Annotated in this window: 10 protein-coding genes; 2 read left to right on the forward strand and 8 right to left on the reverse strand. The window is 70.5% G+C overall.

Annotation, left to right across the window (positions count from 1 at the left end; genetic code table 11):
* The 8 genes from QHF89_RS21730 to QHF89_RS21765 all read right to left on the reverse strand — a co-directional run.
* The coding region (locus QHF89_RS21730; RefSeq protein WP_284720778.1) for a DUF2169 family type VI secretion system accessory protein at positions 1–1,333 on the reverse strand (1,333 nt) is incomplete at its 3' end.
* Between the two features lie 19 nt (positions 1,334–1,352).
* The gene (locus tag QHF89_RS21735; RefSeq protein ID WP_136935578.1) at positions 1,353–1,754 is read right to left on the reverse strand and encodes a DUF4150 domain-containing protein; all 402 of its coding nucleotides are present in this window, start codon (positions 1,752–1,754) and stop codon (positions 1,353–1,355) included.
* A gap of 13 nt (positions 1,755–1,767) precedes the next feature.
* On the reverse strand, positions 1,768–2,427 hold the full coding sequence (locus QHF89_RS21740; protein WP_136967947.1) for a DUF3540 domain-containing protein: 660 nt from the start codon (positions 2,425–2,427) through the stop codon (positions 1,768–1,770).
* A 21-nt stretch (positions 2,428–2,448) separates the two neighbouring features.
* Positions 2,449–3,498 (reverse strand): pentapeptide repeat-containing protein, encoded by a 1,050-nt coding sequence (locus QHF89_RS21745; RefSeq protein ID WP_284720779.1) that lies wholly within the window; start codon positions 3,496–3,498, stop codon positions 2,449–2,451.
* Positions 3,491–6,196: a DUF2169 family type VI secretion system accessory protein gene (locus QHF89_RS21750; RefSeq protein ID WP_136967949.1), complete on the reverse strand. Its 2,706-nt coding sequence runs from the start codon at positions 6,194–6,196 to the stop codon at positions 3,491–3,493. Before QHF89_RS21750 ends, QHF89_RS21745 begins: the two co-directional genes overlap by 8 nt.
* Before the next feature lie 25 nt (positions 6,197–6,221).
* Entirely contained in the window at positions 6,222–8,663 is a 2,442-nt protein-coding gene (locus tag QHF89_RS21755; RefSeq protein WP_136967950.1) for a type VI secretion system Vgr family protein, read from the reverse strand.
* Positions 8,664–8,691: 28 nt separating this feature from the next.
* A complete protein-coding gene (locus QHF89_RS21760; RefSeq protein WP_136967951.1) occupies positions 8,692–11,142 on the reverse strand; it encodes a type VI secretion system Vgr family protein in 2,451 nt (816 codons plus the stop codon).
* Positions 11,143–11,156: 14 nt separating this feature from the next.
* On the reverse strand, positions 11,157–13,613 hold the full coding sequence (locus tag QHF89_RS21765; RefSeq protein WP_136967952.1) for a type VI secretion system Vgr family protein: 2,457 nt from the start codon (positions 13,611–13,613) through the stop codon (positions 11,157–11,159).
* 303 nt (positions 13,614–13,916) lie between these two features.
* On the opposite strand from QHF89_RS21765, the gene QHF89_RS21770 reads away from it, so the two are divergent.
* Both QHF89_RS21770 and QHF89_RS21775 read left to right on the forward strand, forming a co-directional pair.
* Positions 13,917–16,040, forward strand: coding sequence for a hypothetical protein (locus QHF89_RS21770; protein ID WP_136967953.1), 2,124 nt, complete (start codon positions 13,917–13,919; stop codon positions 16,038–16,040).
* Positions 16,037–16,555 carry a hypothetical protein gene (locus QHF89_RS21775; RefSeq protein ID WP_136967954.1) on the forward strand — a complete coding sequence of 173 codons (519 nt, stop codon included), beginning with the start codon at positions 16,037–16,039 and terminating at the stop codon, positions 16,553–16,555. The genes QHF89_RS21770 and QHF89_RS21775 overlap by 4 nt, the downstream gene beginning before the upstream one ends.
* The last annotated feature ends 13 nt before the right edge of the window (positions 16,556–16,568 follow it).

Raw genomic sequence — 16,568 nt, forward strand, 5'->3', positions numbered from 1 at the left:
CCGGCGCGACCCGGTCGGGCGGCGCGGGGCGTGACGCGGGCGGCGGCTCGAAGGCGAGCGGCGGCGGCGGCGGGACGGACGACGGGGGCCGCATGGGCGGCGGCACCGGCGGCGGCGCGGGCAAGGCGGCCCCCAGGACGGCGAGCGGGGGTTTGACGAAGGGCAACGCCGCCCCCGGATCGAGCCGCTGGGAGTCGGGCGAGATCGTCGTCGTGTCCTCCAGGGAGAGCCCATCCGCCTCCGTGTCCGCCGGATCGCTGGGCGTGAAGGGCAGGGCAGGGGAGACGGCCGCCTGCTGGCTCGAGCGCCAATCGAGCTTTACGGTGCCGGGCGCGCCGCTCCCGGAGAGCTGACGATCACTCGCCTCGGTCGTCACCACGACGCACCCGTCTTCGTGCGGCGACACGAGCGGCAAGCTGCCCCGCCACGTGAGCGAGGCGATGCCCCGGTTCGTGTCGAGGAAAAGCGTGTCGCACCGGAAGCGCAGATCGGCCGGCGCCCCGCTCTTCTGCACGAGCGCGCATGGCTTGACGAGCTGGAGGCGCGTCGAGAGCACGGGGACGTGCGGATGCAGGTTCGTGAGCGAGATCCGCTCGTCGCCCACGAGCTCCGCGACGCGCTGGTCCGGCGGCGCCGTGTTGAAGAACGAGGCGTCGATCCCGGCGGGCAACGGCCACGCCCTGAGCTGGTGATGATCCCAGCCTGCCGCGTGCCGGGGGAGGTGTTCCTGGCGCGCCGGCCACGTCGGCGCGATCGGCCCGAAGCCGACCGGCGGGATCACGTCCGAGGGCCGCATCAAGCGGAAACCGGGCGGCTCGAAGTTCGGCACGCGTCGGAGGTGCCGCGCATCCGGCGGCGCGTTCGGCGGCACGCCCACCGGGTTCGTCGTGCCCGGCCCGCCCGCGGCCCGCTCCCACCGCAGCGCCACGCGGCCCGCGGGGGGCTCTTCGAGCAGGCGCCCGTCGGCGGTCCATGCGCGCTCGCCATGCACCTCGATCGCCTTGTCGAGCACGTCGCCGACCCCGAGCCGCGCGAAAAAGGGCCCGCCCGGAGACGCGTGGGGCGCGTAGGCGTGGCCGACGAGGAGGATGTCGGCGCCGCGCTTGAACGGGGCGAGGTCGCTCGCCGCGCTCAGGCTGCGCCGCGCGTCGTCGTCCCAGTACTCGTCATGCTCGTTCGGATCGTCCTGCTCCTCGGCGAGGCTGGAAACCTCCGGCGCGAGGGTGAAGGTCGCCTTGCAGACGACCGTGAGCACGTACGCGCCCTCCCGCGGCTGCCAGAGGATCGAGCCGACACGAAGGGGGCACGCCGAGACGACTTCCATCGAGGCCATGCGCGTCCACGCCGCCGCGTCAGGGCGCCAGGAGGAGCACGCGCACCTGGCTCGGGACGATGCGCATCCCCGGCGCGTTCGTGCTGTTGTGGATGTTCACGCTCGTCAGGCGTGTGCCCGGCAGGCCCCCGACGAGCACGGAGAACGCGGCCGTGAGGCTACGCGTCGGGCCCATCACGGTCCCGGACGCGATGCCCGTCGCGATGCCCGGATTGTCCCCCATGCTGATCGGGATCATCGTCGCGAGGTTGTGCGCGGGGGTGCCGCCGTAGAGCACGACGGGGACAAACGGGATCCCGAGCGGGCCGATGGACAGGTTCGGGTACGGGATCGGGATCGGCGCGGGCGCGGGCGGCACCGGGGTGAGGCACACGTCCGGAAAGCCCAGGTTCAGCCCGCCCATCTGCGAGTTCGCGAACATGGTCTAGCGCCTCCTAGCCGAGCTGGATCTGTTTGCCGTCGACCTTGATGAGCTCCTCGGCGTGCACGACCGCGTGCGCGGCGCGCATCGCGAGCGTCGTCTCGGCCGCGTAGTCGACCTTGTTCGCCTTGAGCTGGTCGATGTCCTCGACCGTGCGGAACGAGCGTTTTACGCGCTCGGAGACACGCTCGAAGAAGGAGTCCCGTGTCTTGCCGACGGTCTTGATGGCCTCGACCTCGGCCTTGAGGCGGTCGCCGAGGTAGGCGAGCTTCTGCACGAAGAGCGAGCCTTCGAGCGCGCTCACGGAGAGCGCGCGGCCGACGAGGTTGAGCTCGTCGCCCGACGTGACGCTCACGCCCTTGGCCGCGCGCAGGCCGAGCTTGCCCGCGCCGACGGAGATTTCGAGGTCGCCGTCGACGTCGAGCTTCGTCGTCGCCTGTGTTTCCCCCGCGGGGCCTTCGAGCACCGCGAGCACGAAGCTCCGGCCCCCGGGGCCAAACGAGCAGAGCACCACGTCGCCCGGCGCGGGCGCGACGAGGCAGCTCTTCGCGCGCCGGGCCGCGCACTCGAAATCACCGACGCGGACCGTGAAGACGCCGTCCTTCACGTCGAGGACCGTGCCTTCGTCGATCGTCGTGACCTCGCGATTCAACTTCCTTGCGGCAGCTTGCATGCGTCGCTCCTCTACGAAAGGTCAATACGGCGGGTTCCAGTCCTCGGACGTCGCGACCTCGGCCTCGTCGCCGAGGGCGGCGGCGCGGCTGCACCAGATCGTATCCTGGTCTTTGACGCGGTGGAAACGCGTCCGGAAGACCTTCGCGCCGGTGAAGTCGGCCGCCGAGACGTCGGCGTGCGTGAAGTCGGCGTAGGTGAGGTCGCAGCCGGTGAGGCGTGTCCCCTCGCACGCGGCGCGGTGGAAGATGGCCTCGTCCACGCGCGCGCCCGAGAGGTCGGCGAGGGGCATCTTGGCGTCCGCGAAGAGCGCCCGCGTGAGGCAGGCCTTCGTGAGGGTCGCGCGCGCCATCTTCGCCTCGACGAAGATCGCCTGCTGCGCCTCGGCGCCGTCGAAGCGCGCGCCCACGAGGTTCGCCCGCATGAAGTTGCACTGGCGCACGATCGCCCGCTCGAAGGAGGCGCCTTCGAGGTCCGCGTCGAGGAACTGCGAGAGCGTGAGGTCCATCGCGGCGAAGCTCACGTCGCGGAGGTTTGCCGCGATGAAGAGCGTGTTCTCGAAGCGCGCCTCGGCGAAGTTGGTCTTCGTGAGGTCGGCTTTGTAGAGCGTCGTTTGCTTGAGGCACGCGCGGGCGAGGATCATGCCCGTCACCGTCGACTCGACGAAGCCGGCGCGGTCGAGGTTCGTGCCCGCGAGATCGGCGCGCGTGAGGTCGCTTTGCGCGAAGCCCGAGATCACGAGGTCGGAGCCTGCGAGCCGCGCCTCCGTGAGGTCGCATTGGTAGAACTTCACGACGGGCAGGGTGCCGCCCGTGAGGTCGGCGCCGCGCAAGGTGGAGCGGTTGAAGACGGCGTGGCGCAGGTTTGCCTTGTCCATGCGGGCGCCGTCGAGGTCACACTCGCTGAGCACGCTCTCCTTGAACAGGCAGCCGCGGAGGTTCGCCCCGCGGAACGAGACGTGCTCGAAGATGCCGCCCGAGAGATCGGCGCCGGCGAGATCGAGGCCCGCGAGGTCGACGCCGGCGAGGATCTCCCCGCCCTTCACCATCTGCACGAGCTCGGTCTTATCCACGGCTCTCCTTGCTCGTCGGCTTTGGCGTGGCCCGCGGCGCGCTCGGATCCACCGTCGTCGGGGCGCCCGCGCTGCCCTTCGGCGAGACACGGACGTGCGTGACGAGGGCATCGAAAAAGCTTGTTTTGTCGTCGCCGACGGCGCGCAGGAGGTCGGCGCGGAAGAGGTTCGCGCCCTTGAAGTCGGCCCGGCCGAGCTTCGCCTTGAGGAAGATCGCGCCCTCCAGGTTCGCCGCGACGAGGCTCGCGCCCGTGAGGTCCGCCCGCATGAACAGGGCGTTTTTGGCGACGACGCGGTAGAGCTTCGCTTCCCGCAGGACGCACTTCGAGAGGTCGGACGAGGAGAGCGTCGCGCCGCTGAAGTCCGCGTGGCTGAAGTCGGCCTCGCGCAGCGTCGCGGCGGCGATCGTCGCGCCCGTGAAGTCGGCGCCGACGAAGGAGCAGGGCTCGGCGAGCCGCATGCCGCAGAGGTTCGCCTTCAAGAACGACGCGCCGTCGAGCGTGCACCGGACGAGCGAGGCGTGTTCGAGCGTCGCGTTCGCGAAGTTCGCGTTTCGCAGGTCGACCTCGACCAGCATCGCGTGCACGAACGTCGATTCCCGCAGATCACAGCCGCGGAGCAGGTTCCCCTTCAGGATGCACTTATCGAAGCGCGCCCCCGTGAGCGCCGCGCCGTCGAGCAGGACGTCGGAGAGATCGGCGAGCTCGAAGACGACGCCGCCGAGCGACGCGCCCGTGAGGTCGGCCTTGGCGAGGATGGCGCCGCGGAGCGTGACGCCGTCGAGGTTTGCGTTTTTGCCGTTCGAGGCGCCGAGGTTCGCCTCGGCGAGGTCGGCGCCCGTGAGATCGGCTCCCACGAACGCGGCGCCCGCGAGCACGACGCGCGCGAGCTTCGCGTCCGCGAGGTTCGCCCCCGAGAGATCGGCGTTCTCCAGGAACGCGTCCGTGAAGTCCACGCCGGGGAGGTCCATCTCGGAGAGATCGGCCCCCGAGAGGTCGATCCGCGCGAGGCTCCGGCCCTCGGCGTGCGCGGCGGCGACGCGCCTGCGCAGCTCGCTCCGCGCAGGCTCTTCGAGGCGCGCGGGGCGGTGCTCGGCGAGGTGCGCGCCGTCGCGATAGGCGTTTCGGGCTTCTTCCTCGGCCTTGCGGAGCTTCTGCTCGGTGGCCGGATCCGCGAGCGCCGCGTCGAGGTCGGGCGTCGCCACGTTTGCGTTGTGGCAGAGCGTCTGGATGTCGCGCAGGCGTTCGAGCTCTTTGTCCGCGGAGAACGTCGGCGGCCCGGAGGCCTCCTTTTTCATCCGGCGGACCTCGGCGTCGTAGTCGAGGCCCGCCGCGGCGTAACGTTTGCGCGTATCGGCGAGCGCTTTTTCATGCGCCTCGTCCATCTTGCGCTGCGCCTCGGCGAGATCCCGCTCCGAGCGCTCGACGAAGTCCGGCAGGTCCCCGAACGAGGGCCCCTCGACCGGCTTTGGCCCCTCCACGACCGGCACGCGGTCCGGATCACCGCCCGCCGCCAGGATGGCCGCGCGGGTCTTTTCGGCCTCGCGGCGCGCGCGCTCCGCGAGGTTCTTCTGGAGCAGGTTCTCCGAGCGCGTGAGCTCGAACATCGCGTCGATGTCGCCGCCCCCAGAGGCCTTGCCGCCCGCGTCGGGCGGCAGGAGGTCGCCGTCGCGGAACACCTCGGAGGCCTCGCGTTTCGGATCGAGCCGGCGATCGAGCACGGCGCGGTAGTGCTCGATCGGCCGGGGCGCCGTGCGATCGTCGGCGGCGACGAGCAGATGCAGGATGTCGTCGGCGTCGTCCTCGGTGATGGCCCAGAGGCCACGGAAGGAGAGCGCGACGCGCTCGTGGTGCGGGAAGATCTGCACAGTGTCGAGGTGCAGCGGGATCTCGCGGAAGACGTCACCCTCGGCCGTCCGTTGCGTCACGAAGCATCGGCCGACGACGCCCGGCAAGCGCCCCTCGATCCGGGGTTTTTCGGGGTGCATGTTCTCGAGGAGGATCTCCTCGGTGCCCTCGAAGAAGCCGGCCGGGAGCTTCTGATCGTTCGGCGCGGCGTTCCACATGGAGAGGTCCATGTCCTTCGCCAGGCCCGGCAGATCCTCGCGCGCCCACTTCGTGTCGTAGGTGCCGATCTTCGGCCACCGCTGGGCCCAGAGCAGATCGTAGGGGCCAAAGCCCGCAGGCGGAGGGCGATCGGAGGTGCTCTTGAGGAGCTTGTCCGGCAGCTCGATGTTCGGGAGCCGGTGCACCGTGCGCCCGTCTTCCTTCGTGGGCGCGAAGCCCACGCCGATCGGGTTTTGCGGAAAACCCTCGCCGCCGAACGCGCGCGCGTAGTGGATCGGCATCTCCGTGAAGAGCTCGGGATCGCCGGGTGTGCCGTCGCGGCGGAAGACACGATCGCCGATGACGTAGAGCGTCTTGTCGATCGGCCCGAGCTTGGCCCGCACGGAGGCGGCGGGGCGCGGGACGTGGTTCGCCGTGTAGCAGCGGCCGTGGACGAGCAGCTCGCCGCGTTGCTTGGGCATGCACTCGTCGAGCACCGCGTCCTTGCCGAGCTCCGCGGCCGCGAGGCGCCAGAGCTCGACCTCGGAGAGCAGGCTCCGCGCGGGCCCGAGGTCGCAGAAGACGAAGACCGTCGGGACGAAGTAGTGCTTGTGATCGAGCTCGAACGTCCGCGTGAGGACGCCGAGCTTCATGGGCTTGATCGTCTTCACAGGGCCGTCACGTGAACGTATGCACGCCCGAGGGGTGGATGAGGACGCCGATGGCCACGAGCTTCACGCCGTCCTCGTCGAGCTTCGCGCCCGCGGCCGTGGACTTGAGGCCCGTCGTGCGGAGGTTCAGGCCCGTGAACGAGATGGCCGTGCCCTTCGCGGAGGCCGTGAGCGCGCCGTAGCTCGACGATTTGCCCGTCGCCGCTGCTTTGAACACGAACATGGAAAGCTTCACCCCGACGAGGTGCACCTTGAGGAACATGTTGATGTCGAGGCTCGACGCCTGGTGCGTGATGGGGCCCGCCGCGACGTGGATGGTCGCGGCGCCGACGTCCACGGTCTCCGAGCCGCCGATCTCGGTGTCGAAGTTGCCGCCGACGAGCGCGCCGAGCACGGCGCCCGCTTGGATCGTGCGCGCGCCGGCGATGTTCGTCGTCTGGTTGCCGCCGTAGTCCTGGAGGGTGAGCGCACCGACGGTCTGATCACGGGTCGCGCCGTAGCTCTCGGTCCAGTCGGCCGCGAGGCCCGTCGTGCGGGTGGCGCCGTACGTCTCGCCGACGTCGCCCGCGACGTTCTCCTTCAGCGCGCCGCCGACGATGTTCGCGTGGCTCGCGCCGGTTTGCCGCGTTTCGTTGCCGCCGATGACCATGAGCCGGCTGCCGCCGATGATGCGGATCTGGTTCGCCCCGATCGTCTCGGTCTGGTTTGCGCCGACGAAGAGCGTGTCGTTCGCGCCGATCTGGATCGTCTGGTCGCCGCCGATCTCCTCGGTGTTGTTCGCGCCCACGGTCATGAGCGCGTCCGCGCCGACGTTCTCGACGCGCTGGTTGCCCACGTTCGCGAGCATGTCCTTGCCGGCGTTCATGTAGATGCGCTCGCTGCCGGCCGTGTCCTCGAACGAGATCTCGTTGCGCACGCCGCCGCCGGGCGTGGAGAGCGACCACATCGTGCTGTGCGTCGGGGTCGTCTGCGCGGGGCGGTTCTTGCCGTTATAGACGCGGCCCGTGACGAAGGGGCGGTCGGGATCGCCGTCCTCGAACTCGACGATGACCTCGCTGCCGACACGCGGGTGCCAGATGCCGCCCTGGCCGCCGCGCGCGAAGGGCTCGCTCACGCGGACCCACTTGCTCGAAGGCTCCTTGGCGAGCCGGGGTTCGTCGGTGTCCCAATGAAAGCGGAGGCGCACGCACCCGATCGAGCTCGATCCGCCGAGGTTCACCTCGGCGCCGCGCGCGCTCGGCTCGGCCGTCACGAACGCGGTCTGCGCACCGAGGATGCGCGGCTTGCGTGTGCTTCGCGCGGGGCGGTAGCGGCTTTCCGCGACGTCACTCCCGCGGCCGCGGCAGGCGCACTCGATCTCCATGCGGAAGGGCTCGGCGGGGGCGCCGCCCGCGTCGACGGAGAGCACGCCTTGTTGATGGCCGACGGCGTGCAGGCGCGTGACGAGGTACTCGCCCTCGTACCGGGTTTTGGGGTGCTCCAGCGTGAAGATCGATCCGGCCGAGAGAACACGCGTGGCGCCCTCGCCGACGGCGAACGAGGCCTCGGTGTGGAGCTCGTCGAGCCGCGCCTCGGCGAGGGGCTCTCCGAGCTCGGTGCTGTCGAAGGAGCCGCCGTGGAAGGTGTACACGGAGAGATCCCCCGGCTCGCCCGCGGCTTTCGCGTCGACGTCGAGCGCGGGTTTCTCCCAGTTGTAGGCGCCGAGGTGGACCGAGGTCTCGCGCATCCGCGCGCCGAGGCGGAAGGTGCCGATGCCGCGGCCGGGTTTGCCGGGCCCGAAGAAGTCGTCGCCCGGGACGCGGGATCGGCCGAAGTCCTTGTCCGAGAGCACGAGCAGGCTCGCGTCGTCCGTGTGCTCGAAGTGGTAGCTGATGCCTTCCTCTTCGAGCAGCCGCGCCACGAAGTCGAGGTCGCTCTCGTTGTACTGAACGACGTACGGCCGCGCCTTCGGGTCGTCGAGGCGGCTCGTCTTGGTGCGCCACGTGAAGCGCGCGGACGCGGCCGTGAACGAGGGCGGGCCGACCGGGGGATCGAGCGAGGCGCCCGCGGTGAGCGTCATGCCCGCGTCGTTGCGGAGGACGCTCTCGACGATCTGGCGCAACGTCTTGTCGAGGAAGACGCGGCTCCGCGTGCGGTAGCCCGCGCGCGCGAGCGGAGGCTCGACGACGACGCGGTAGACCGAGCCCTCGGGGAGGGTGGTCGCGTCCTCGGCCTCGGTGATGATCCCATGCACGAGCTTCCACGCGGGCGCCGAGAGCGTCGTGATCCAGAGGCTCGCGCGCTTGCCGATCATGGCCTCGGGGTCGAGGTCGGCCTCCTTCGCGAGGAGGAGGATCTCGTAGCGGAAGAGGCGGCTCATGCCCTCCTCGCCCTCGAAACGCGCGACCCGCAGGGGCTCGGGCGTCTGACCTTCTTCCTCCCACGCGAAGACGAAATCGTCGGTGTTCATCGGTGTCCTCGTGCCGCCGCGTGCGCCTTCAAAGCTTGATGATGAGCCCGACCCGCGTCTTGACCCCGTTGTTCTGCATGTGGCCCCCGTCGACCCGCGTGAGCAGGCCGAAGAAGTCCACGTCCGCGCCGACAAACTCCACGTTGAGCCCGGCCGCCGCGGCGCTCACGCCCATCGTCGACGACGAGTACCCCGTGGCGCCGAGCGCGATGCCGCCGATCGTCACGTCGAGGCCCGTGAGCGTGTACTTCGCGACGTCGACGTCGCTCCGGTTCGCGTCCTGCGCGCTGTACTTGGGCGCGATGTAGACCGCGCCGCCGCCCGCCGAGAGCGTGTGATCGCCCGTGATCTTCGTCGTGACCGAGCCACCGACGATGCGGATCGAGGCGGCCGAGACCGTCGTGTCGAGGCTCGCGCACGAGAGCTCCCGGTTGCCCCCGACCATTTTGAGGTGCGCGGCGCCGAAGGACTGCGTGTGCGCGCCGGTGATCGTGGTGGATCGGTTGCCGCCGAGGGTCTGCGTCTCCGACGCGACGACGCTCGTCGTGAGGGTGCCGCCGATCTCCTCGGTGACGCTGCCGGAAGCGATCTCGTTGTGCGCCCCGCCGATCGTGATCGCTTGATCCGCGCCGACGAAATGCCCCTCGTTGGCGCCGATGATCGTGGTCGCGTTCGCGCCAATCGTCGTCGACAGGTTGCCCCCGATGAGGGCCGTGTCGTTGCCGCCGACCGTGACCGTCTCGTCGCCGCCGATCGTCACGGCGCAGTTCGCGCCGATGGTCTCCGTGTCGTTCGCGCCGACCTTCATCGCGCTGTTCGCGCCCACGGTCTCGGTGCGCTCGTTGCCGACGTCGGTCTCCATGTCCTTGCCGGCGTTCGTGTAGATGCGCTCGGCGCCCGACGTGTCGTCGAAGGTGATCTCGTTGTGCACGGCCCCGCCCGGGCTCGCGTTCGACTTCAGCGTGCTGATCGTGGGCGCGCCGCCGTGGTAGGGCCGGTTCTTGCCGTTGTAGACGCGGCCGACGACGAGCGGCCGATCGGGGTCTCCCTCCTCGAAGTCGACGATCACCTCCGTGCCCACGCGCGGGTGCCAGACGCCGCCCATGCCGCTGCCCGCGAAGGGCTCGCTCACGCGGACCCAAGCGCTCGAAGGCTCCTTCGCGAGTCGCGCCTCGTCCGTGTCCCAGTGGAAGCGCAAGCGCACGCAGCCGATCTGCACGCCCGGCGGGCCGCCGAGGTGGATCTCCGCGCTCGGCGCCGAAGGATCCGCGGTGACGATGGCCGTTTGGGTGCCCACGATCCGCGGCCGCGGCGTGACGCGCGGCGGGCGGAACCCGCTGTCTTCGACGGCGGTGCCCTGGCCGCGGCGCGCGCAGACGAACCGCGCGAAGAAGGGCTCGATCACGCCGCCGCCCGCGCCGCTCGGGAGGACGCCGGCTTGCTCGCCCACGACCTCCAGCGAGCTGACGAGGTACTCGCCTTCGAGGCGGGGTTTTTTGTGGTCGAGCTCGAAGATCGTCCCGGCGCCGAGGACCCGGAGGTGACCGTCGCCCCGCGCGAAGCGGGCCTCCGTCCGGTGCCGTTCGAGCCGCGCCTTCGCGAGCGGGCGGCCCTGGTTCGCCTCGTCCGGGTAGCCGCCCGGGTACACCACCTCGAAGAGGTCCGCGTCCTTGCCGCCGACACGCGCGTCCATCGGGAGGCCGGGCTGCTTCCAGTTGTACTCGCCGAGCGAGACCGCCTCGGGCCGCAGCCGGCCACCCGTGAAGAACCCGCGGACCTCGCGCCCGTCGATGCCGATGCCGACGAGGTCGGGCTGAAGGCGCGGGCGGCCGGCGTCGCTGTCCGTGAACACGAGCAGGCTCGTCTCCGCGCCGTTCTCGACGTGGTAGGTGATCCCTTCCTCTTCGAGCAGGCGCGAGACGAACGCGAAGTCGCTCTCGTTGTACTGCACGACGAAGGGCCGGACGCGCCGGTTGTCGAGGCGCGAGGTGTCCTCGACGCGCCACGTGAACGCCTCGTCGGCCGGCGCGAAATCGGCGCCGCCGAGATCGGGCGCAGGAGGCTCGGCGCCGGCCTCGCGGACGAGCGGATCGCCGAGGAGGACCGACCGGACGATCTCGCGCAAGGTCTTGTCGAGGAAGATGCGGCACCGCCTGCGATGCGCGCCGCGCGCGAAGGGCGGGGCGAGGACGACGCGCAGGGTGCGTCCTTCCGGCAGCCGCGCGATCTCCTCGGCCTCGACGACGATGCCGTGCACGGTCTTGAACGCCGGGGCCGAGAGCGTGGTGATCCGGAGCGTCGCGCGTTTGCCCACGAGCGCCGGGGCCGACGTGACGCCGGCCGGATCGAGCAGGAGGATCTCGTAGCGGTAAAGCGACGAGATCGCCTCGGCCCCCGTGAAACGCGCGACGCGCAGGGCCGACCAGGGATCGGCTCCGGCGACCTCTTCACAAGCGAACGTGTAGTCGAAGCTCGGCATACGTCCTCTTGGTCTCAGGCCTCGACGTTTGGCCCGCCGCCCTGGTTGTCGACGCCCGACGCGACGAGGCCGACGGCGGCGATCTTGAGGATCCCGCCGCACATCCTCTTCTCGAAGCCGTACGCGCTCGGGCTCGCGCCGGCCTTCGACTTGGCGATCCCGGTGACGTCGCGGGTCATCCCGATCGCCTCCAGCGTGATCACGTTGTACGAGGAGGAGGAGCCCTGCGCGTCGAGCTTCGCGCTCTTGATGTCGTCCTCGAACGCCGAGAGCGTGAGGTGCAGCGGGCCGGATCGCGTGATCGAGCCGCCGACCTCGAGCGTCTGCGGGCCCCCGCTCGCCTCGATCTCGACCGCGCCGATCTGCGTCGTGACGTCGCCCGTGACGACGGTCGTGTAGTTGCCGCCGATCATCATGAGCCGCGCGGCGCTCACGGAGAGCGTGTGCGAGGCGGCGCTCTCGTCCACGTTCCCGCCCACCGTGACCTTCATCATCGCGCCGAAACTCTCGGTCACCGCGCCGCCCACGGTCGTCGTGCGCGAGGCGCCGTAGGACTCGCTCACGTCCGCGCCGACGTTTTCCGTGAGGCTCCCGCCGACGCCGATCGTCTGCGAGCCGCCGACTATGTTGAGCTCGTTCGCGCCGACCGCGTGGGCATGGTTGCCGCCGACGATCGTGACGGCGTTGCCGCCGATCGTGATCGTCTGGTTGCCGCCGATCGTGAGCGTGTCGTTCGCGCCGACGTTTTCGGTCCGGTTCGCGGCGATGGTCTCGGTGTTGTTGCCGCCGACGGTCATCTTCGCGTTCGAGACCACGCTCTCGCGGCGGAAATTCGCGACGTCCGTCGTCTGGTCCTTGCCCGCGAAAGAGTGGAGCAACTCGCCGCCGGCTGCGTCGCCGAACATGATCTCGTTGTACGTGCCGCCGCCGGGCGTCGAGAGCGACTTCATCGAGCTCTCGTGCCCGCCGCCGCGCGCGGGCAGGTTCGCGCCGTTGTAGACGCGGCCGACGACGACGGGCCTGTCGGGGTCGCCCTCGTCGAAATCGACGATCACCTCGTCGCCGACGCGCGGATGGAACACGGCGCCCTCGCCCGCGCCGGCGAAGATCTGGCTGACGCGCACCCAGAGGCTCGAAGGCTCCTTCGCGAGGCGCGCCGCGTCCGTGTCCCAAGGGAACCGCAGCCGGACGCAGCCCACGCTGAGCCCGTCCGGGCCGCCGACGTTCACCTCGGCCCCGGAGGCGCCGGGATCGGCCGTCACGACGGCGGTCTGCACGCCGCGGATGCGAGGCTTCGGCGTCCTTTGCGCCGGGCGGAACCGCGAGGCCGTGGCGGCGTTGCCCACGCCGCGCCGCGCGAGGTCGAAGCGCGCCTCCCAGGGCAAGGCATCTTCGGCCGCGGGCTGGGCGAGCACGCCCTGCTGCGCCCCGCGCGCGTCGAGCCGCGTGACGAGGTATTCGCCCTCGTGATCCGGCTCCTCGGTTGCGAGCGCGAAGATCGATCCGGCCGAGAGCACCCGGACCCCGCCCGCGCCGGCCGCGTAGCTCGCCTCCACGTGATACCGATCGAGGCGCGCGGCCGCGAGCGGCTTGCCCTTTTCGGCGGCGTCGCCGTACGCGCCGGGATAATGGTACTCGGCGAGATCCCCGCTGCCGGCCTTGGCCGTGATGTCGAGCGTCGGTTTCCGCCAGTCGTGGTCGTCGAGCACGACGCGGGTGGGGCGCAGCCGGCCGCCGAGCGCCAGGTGGCTCACGTTCCGGCCGGGGATCGACGCGCCGAGCTCGGGAGGATCGAGGCGCGGCCGGCCGGCGTCGTCATCGGAAAGGACGAGCAGGCAGGCCTCGCGGCCGTTCTCGAAGTGGTAGCTGATGCCCTCGTCTTCGAGCAGGCGCGAAACGAACGCGAAGTCGCTCTCCTCGTACTGCACGACGAACGGGCGCGCGCGCGGGTCGTCGAGGCGCGAGGTGTCCGTCACGCGCCAGGTGAAGAGCTCGCGGGCGGGCGTGAACGTGGGCGGGTTGTCGTCGTCCTCGACCTCGGCGCTCGCCTGGTGCTCCATGCGCGGGTCGCCCGTGAGGACCGCCTCGACGATACGCCGGAGGCTTTTGTCGAGGAAGATCCGGCACCGCGTGCGGTGCTGCGCCCGGGTCCAGGGCGGCTCCAGGATCACCCGGAGAAGGGTGCCCTCGGGCAGGTCGGAGAGCTCCGAGGCCTCGCGGACGATGCCGTGGACGACCTTGAAGGGGGGATTCGAAAGGGTGGCGATGCGGAGCGTCGCGCGTTTGCCGAGCAGGTCCCGCGGATCGACCTCGGCCGCGCCGGCCTTCGCGAGCAGCGTGATCTCGTAGCGGTACGGCTCGGAGAGGGCCTCGCGGCCGCGGAGACGCGCGACCCGGAGGGCGCCCCAGGCCCCGAAAGCCCCCTCGCCGGGGACGGCCTCGCACGCGAAGGAAAAATCGTCATTGGGCACGCGCGGTTCCCTCTTCCTGGCCGGCGATGTTCACAGGTCACGGCCGGTGGTTCAAGCGGGATGTTTCCCGGTTGCACCGAGATTCCGTGCTCCGCGTCGGCTGGATCGCTTGATCGCAGCGGGAAATTGCGCTTGGGCGAGCATTGTATTGCGGCCACCAAGGCACCCGCATTGAGGGACGACGCGTCGAATGCTCTGCACGTGTATACCCAGGTTCTTCGGGATGCACCTACCGGTCCACGCCCCCGGGTGCGAAAATCATAGAGATCGTCCCTCGGGCCGGCGTATGTTGGTCCGACCTCCGTGCCTACACAGCGCCACGTCGGATCGTTCGGCTCACGCCTCGGGCTGGTCAGCATTGCGGTCGGGGTGTCCTTTGGCCTCGGCGTCGGCTGCACTTGTACGGGCTCGGACCAGGCCACCGTGGACGCGGGGGCCACGCAGCCGTCGGCTTCGGTCTCCGCGGCCTCGCCCGCGACGTCGGCGGCGCCCGCCACGAACGCCGCGTCGATCGGGCCGCGGCAAGGCAGCGTGCTTTCGCGGGGCGTCGGGGAGGAGGCGCTCTACGTCGCCGACGAGGATCACGGCGTGCTCCGGCGCGTGCCCTTGCCCCTTTCGCCAGGCGGGGCCGGCACGGCCGTGGAGATGCCGGGGCCGCCCGCGCAGGTCGTGACGTTGCCCGGGCGCGTGCTCGTGACCATCCGTGATCCAGGTCTGCTCGTGGAGTTCCGCGCCGAGCCGAGCGCCGCGCTCGTCGAGGTATCGCGCGTAAAATTGCCGGCCGACGCCTGGGGGCTCGCGGTGACGGCGGATCAATCGCTGGCGCTCGTGACGAGCGCATGGACGCACAAGGTCAGCGCGGTGGATCTGCGCAGCCACGAGGTCCGCTGGACGGTCGACGTCGCACGCGAGCCGCGGGGCATCGCCCTCCGGAAGGACGGGCAATCCGCCTACATCTCGCATCTCACGGGCGCGGGGCTGACGCGCCTCGACGAGCTTGGCGGCAGCACGCCCATGATCCGGCGCGTCGAGCTGCCTGCGTCGCCGCTGCGCACGCCCGTGGGAAGGGCGCTGAACGCGGCGCTCGGGTATGCGATCACGTTGTCCCCGGACGAGAGCCTGCTCTATGCGCCGCGGCACGCGCTCGGCGCATTGGGGGAGATTGCGTGGTTCGGGGCGGCCACGGTGGACGTGCTCGTCACGGGCGCGGACAAGGGCCTCGCGCCGCTGCATCGGGATCATACGACGCTGGTCCGCGCGGAAGGGGAGGGACCGGCGCCGGAGCTGCAAATCCCGGGCACGAGCCTCGCGGTGTTCACGCAGCCGCGCGCCGTCGTTTATCGTCGCAGCGCGGATACGCTGCTCGTCGCGGGTGAAGGCGACGATCGGCTCGTGGAGGTCGACGCGCTCGCGGTGGATCCGACGCTCTCCGTCGTCGCTACGTATGACGTGGGCAGTGAGCGTGATCCCGCGCTGGGAATCGCGAATCGAGGCGGAGCGCCCGCGGGGGTCGTGCTTTCGGAGGACGAGGCGACGGCGTTCGTGTTTTGCGGCGCGACGTACGATCTCGTGGCCATTCCGCTCGCGCCGCGCGCGCCGCGTGGCGCCTTCAGCAACGAAAAGGCGCCCGCGCCGACGTTCGTCCGTGTCGCGGACGATCCGATCGGCGGCGACGCGGCGATCGGCCGGCGGCTCTTCTACAATGCGACGGATCGCCTGATGAGCGGGGGGCTCGGCTGCGCCGGCTGCCATCCGGAGGGGCGCGACGACGGGCACGTGTGGCACGAGGCGAAATTCAATACCGAGGACGGGACGAACGTGAATTTCGTGGGCACGGCCGAGAACGTGCCCGAGACCGATCGGACCCGCGGCGTGCCGCGCCGAACGCCGATGCTCGCGGGTCGCGTGAGCTCGCCCGGACCCTATGGCTGGGTGGGCGAGAGTCCCGACCTCGTATCGCGGCTGCGCGGGGGTTTTGGCCTGCACCGCTGGGGCGGCGTGCCGAAGCACGAGCCGCAGAACCTCGACGCGCGCGCGTTGCGCATCGCCACCTTCGTGCGGGCCGGCCTGAAGCCGCCGCCGCGCGAAAAACGCACGCTCGACGCGGTCGAGCAGCGCGGCAAGGAGGTCTTCATGAACGACGCCGTGCAATGCGCGCGTTGCCACGTCCCCGGGACGGAGTACACGGATCGTTCGGTCTATCCGCTGCCGAAGCTCGCGCGCCGGCCCGATTTCGACGAATTGAAGACCGGCGAGCTTCGCGTGCCATCGCTCCTTTATCTCGAAGGCCGGGCGCCATTCCTGCACGACGGGAGCGCGGCGAACCTCGACGAGCTGGTCGCGAAGAACAACGATCGCATGGGCAAAACGAACCAACTTTCGAAGGAAGATCGCGACGCGCTTGCGGCGTTCTTGCGGACGTTATGAGAGCCTTCCCGCTTCCCCTCCTCGCGCTCGTCGCGGCGGCGACGGCATCCTCGCCGGCCCCAGCGCAGGCTCCGCCCGCCGGGGCCGCTTCGGCGGCGGCGCCCGGGGATGCCGTGCCGCTCGACGTGGATCCGCCGGGCAATGAAAAGACGAAGGCGCCCACGTTCGACGAATGGTCGAAGGCGACCAAGGTCCGATTGACGCGCACGGGGCCGGCCGCGGCGCCTTGCACCGCGTACCGGGTGCGCGAGTGGCTCAAGGTGCGCTGTCTCGGGACGAAGCCGCATGCGATGGTCGTTCTCGGCGGGGATGCCGCCGAGGTCTCGTTCTGGATCGATCGCGACGAGCGGCAGGGCGGCGAGGTGCAGTTCCCGATGCGGCGCGGCGATCGGCGCGTGGTGCAGATCTGGACCGGCGGGGTCGACGCGGCGGGCGTCTTCAAGCCCAAGCCCTCGCTGATCCTTCAGGAGCATTGGCTGGAAGATCGCGCGTCACCGACCGTGACGGCGATGTAAAAATGGGGTTCGG

The organism is Polyangium sorediatum (genome assembly GCF_029946465.1).
Lineage (GTDB): Bacteria > Myxococcota_A > Polyangia > Polyangiales > Polyangiaceae > Polyangium > Polyangium fumosum.